This is a genomic window from Streptomyces sp. SID14436 (assembly GCF_010548465.1).
GTDB lineage: Bacteria > Actinomycetota > Actinomycetes > Streptomycetales > Streptomycetaceae > Streptomyces.
Window position 1 is genome coordinate 1 of record NZ_JAAGMD010000242.1, and the last position, 3,065, is coordinate 3,065.

At 76.4% G+C, this 3,065-nt stretch carries 1 protein-coding gene and 1 pseudogene; both read left to right on the forward strand.

Going from position 1 to position 3,065, the window contains the following annotated elements; all coding sequences use genetic code 11:
* A partial coding sequence (locus G3I53_RS08890) for an HAD-IIIC family phosphatase (RefSeq protein WP_164438203.1) occupies positions 1–2,727 on the forward strand: 2,727 nt, incomplete at its 5' end.
* 93 nt (positions 2,728–2,820) lie between these two features.
* A pseudogene (locus G3I53_RS08895) lies at positions 2,821–3,065 on the forward strand (hypothetical protein); the annotation flags it as partial.

Here is a 3,065-nt window from a genome sequence, read left to right on the forward strand (position 1 = left end):
CCCGGCCCCGACGGCCCCCGGCTGCGGGTGGACCGCGCACCGGCGGGGCCGCTGCTGCGCTGGACCACCGTCACCGGCCCCGACGACCCCGGCCCCGGCGAGCGGCTGAGCGCCCTCCTGGAGGAGCCGTTCGACCTGGCGGAGCAGCCGCTGTGGCGGTTCGAGTTCGTGGACGGCGGCGAACGCGGCCGGTATCTCCTCCTGGGCGCCCACCACGCGGTGAGCGACCTGCAGTCCCTGCTGCTGGTCGCCGCGGAGATCGACGCCGAACTGTCCGGCACCCCGCTCGACGGCACCCCCGACAACCGTGACCTCGCCCTGCTGGCCGAGGCCCAGCGGACCGGCCCGCACGACCCCGAAGCGTCCGCCGCGTGGCGCTCCGCCTTCGAGGGCGCCGCCCGCCTGGACCTGACGCTCAGCCACCCGCGCCCGGCCCGCCGGACCTACCGGGCCGGCAGCGTCACCGTGCCGCTGCCCGAGGAGCTCACCGCCCGCGTCGCGGCGGCAGCGAGCCGCCTCGCCGTCACCCCGGCCGCCTACTGCCTCGGCGTCCTCACCGTGCTCCTGGCCCGGCTGCGGGAACGCGAACGGTTCGTCCTCGCGGTCCCGGTGGACACCCGCATCCACGCCGACGCGCCCGGCGCCGTGGGCTTCTTCGGGGTGCCGGTGCCGTTCCCGGCCCAGGCCGGGCCGGGGGAGCGGATCGAAGAGGTGCTGCGCCGCACCGACCGGCGGCTGCGGCGGATCCTCACCCGGGGCGCCATGTTCTCCGACGTCCTGCCCGCCCTCGCCCGGCAGGGCCTGCACCGGCCCGAAGCCCCGCTGGTGGAGGTCTACTTCAACTACGTGCGCTCCGGCGCCGGCCGGATGGACCATCTGGAGGTGCTGCCCGCCGGCACGGGCTGGTCCGACCTCGACCTCATGGTCACCATGACCCCCGACGCGGGACGGATCCGGCTGGACCACAACCTCGACATCCTCGACGCGGCGACGACGCACGGCCTGGCACAGGAGTTCCTGCGGCTGCTGGAGACGGCGGCCCAGGACCCCTCCGGGACGGTCGCGGCGGAGCCTGCCCCCCGCACGGCCGCCGGACCCGGGCAGCAGGACGGTGCCCGCCCGGCCCTCGCCGCCACCTTCGCCCTCGGCCGGCTGCCCCTCATGTGCGGCACCGCCCTCGACGCCCGGCACGAGCACGACCGGGGTCCGGACCACCCCCGGACGACGGTCGCCGAGGCCCCCTACCACCAGGCGCTCGCCGCGCTCCGGGACCCCTCCGGGGTGCTCGCCGACCCGCGGACGGACGTGGGCGTGGTGCTGCTGCGCGGCGCCGACCTGGCCCGCTTCGGCCCCGTCGACGACACCCTGCTCGCCGAACTGCGCACCGCCTACCCGCAGGCCGTGCGCGACCTGGCCGAACGGACCGGAAAGCCCCTCGTCGTCGGCATTCTGCCCACGGCCCGGCCCGAGGACCGGTTCACGCACTGGGAGCAGGAGGTGACCGCCGCGCTCGGCGAACAGAACGGCGTCGCGGTCCTCGGGCCCGACGACTGGACCCGGCACCACCCGGTGGACGAACGCTTCGACGCACGCACCGAACGCCTCGCCCACCTGCCGTTCACCCCGCAGTTCCAGGCGGCCGTCGCGCTCACCCTCGCGGAGGTCGTCGACACGGTGCGCCGCCCGGCACCCAAGGTGATCGCGGTGGATGGCGACGAGACCCTGTGGGGCGGCGTGGCCGGGGAGACCGGCCCGGACGCCGTGGACCTCACCGGGGCACGCCGGACACTGGCGCGGCAACTGCTGCGCCTGCGGGAGGCCGGCGCCCTGCTCGTGCTCGTCAGCAACAACGACGAGGACGTCGTCCGCGCGGTGCTCGACCGTGCCGACAGCCCGCTCGGGCCCGAGCACTTCAGCGTGCTGTCCGCCGGCTGGGAGCCCAAACCGGAACGCCTCACCCGGGCGGCCCGGACCCTCGGCCTCGGCCTGGACAGCTTCCTGTTCCTCGACGACAACCCGGCCGAGATCGCCCGGATGCGGGCCGCGCTCCCGCAGGTGCTGTCGGTGACCTGCCCCCCGGCCGACCGACTACCCGCCCTCCTGCGGCGGTTGTGGCCCCTGGTACCGGCGGCGGTCACCGCGGAGGACGGCCTGCGGGCCCGCTTCTACGCCCAGGAACGCGAGCGGGACGCGGCCCGCGCCGAGGCGGGCTTCGAGGAGTTCCTGGCCGGCCTGGAACTGGCCGTGGACATCCGGCCCCTGGCCGACGCGGACGTCCGGCGGGGCGAACAACTCGTACGCCGCACCAACCAGTTCGTGCTGCGCGCCCGCGCGTCCGACGGCAAGGACCTGCAGCGGTGGCGGGCCGCCGGCGAGGTCTGGACGGCCGCGGCCCGCGACCGGTTCGGCGACTACGGGCAGATCGCCCTGCTCGCCGTCCGGGCGGACGGCGACCTGCTCGACGTCCTCGCCTGGGCGATGAGCTGCCGGGCACTGGGCCGCGGCGTCGAGGAGCGGCTGCTGCAGTGGCTGGCCGACCGCGCCGGCGCACTGGGCTGCACGAAGGTCCGGCTGACCGCGGACCGCACCCCGCGCAACGCACCGGCCCGGCGGCTGCTGGCCGCACTCGGCGGCGGCAGCCCGGACGACGACCGGCTGGAGGCCGTCGTGACACCGGAACACCTGCGCACGTTCCGGTCCTGGCGCACGACGGACGCACCGTCGTGACGCATGCGCACGACCGACCGGCGGACACACCCGCGGCAGCGGGACGGAAAGGACACCGAACAGTGACGGCAGCGAAGGCGTCGGGTGGCTACCGTGCGTGAGACGGAAGACCAGGACGCGGTGACCCGCGCCGAGGCGATCGAACAGGGCGGTGGCGGCCCGCTGGGCATCGCCGACCTGCTCGCCAGGGTGGCGGAGGCGGAAGCGGCACAGCCCGCGGAGCCTGCGCCGCCCCGGGCCACGGATGCGCGGCCCTCGGCCGCCCACGCGGCGAGCCCGCCCCCACCACCGGACGCCGACACGACGGATGCGCCGCCCCCACCGCCCGCGGACACGAC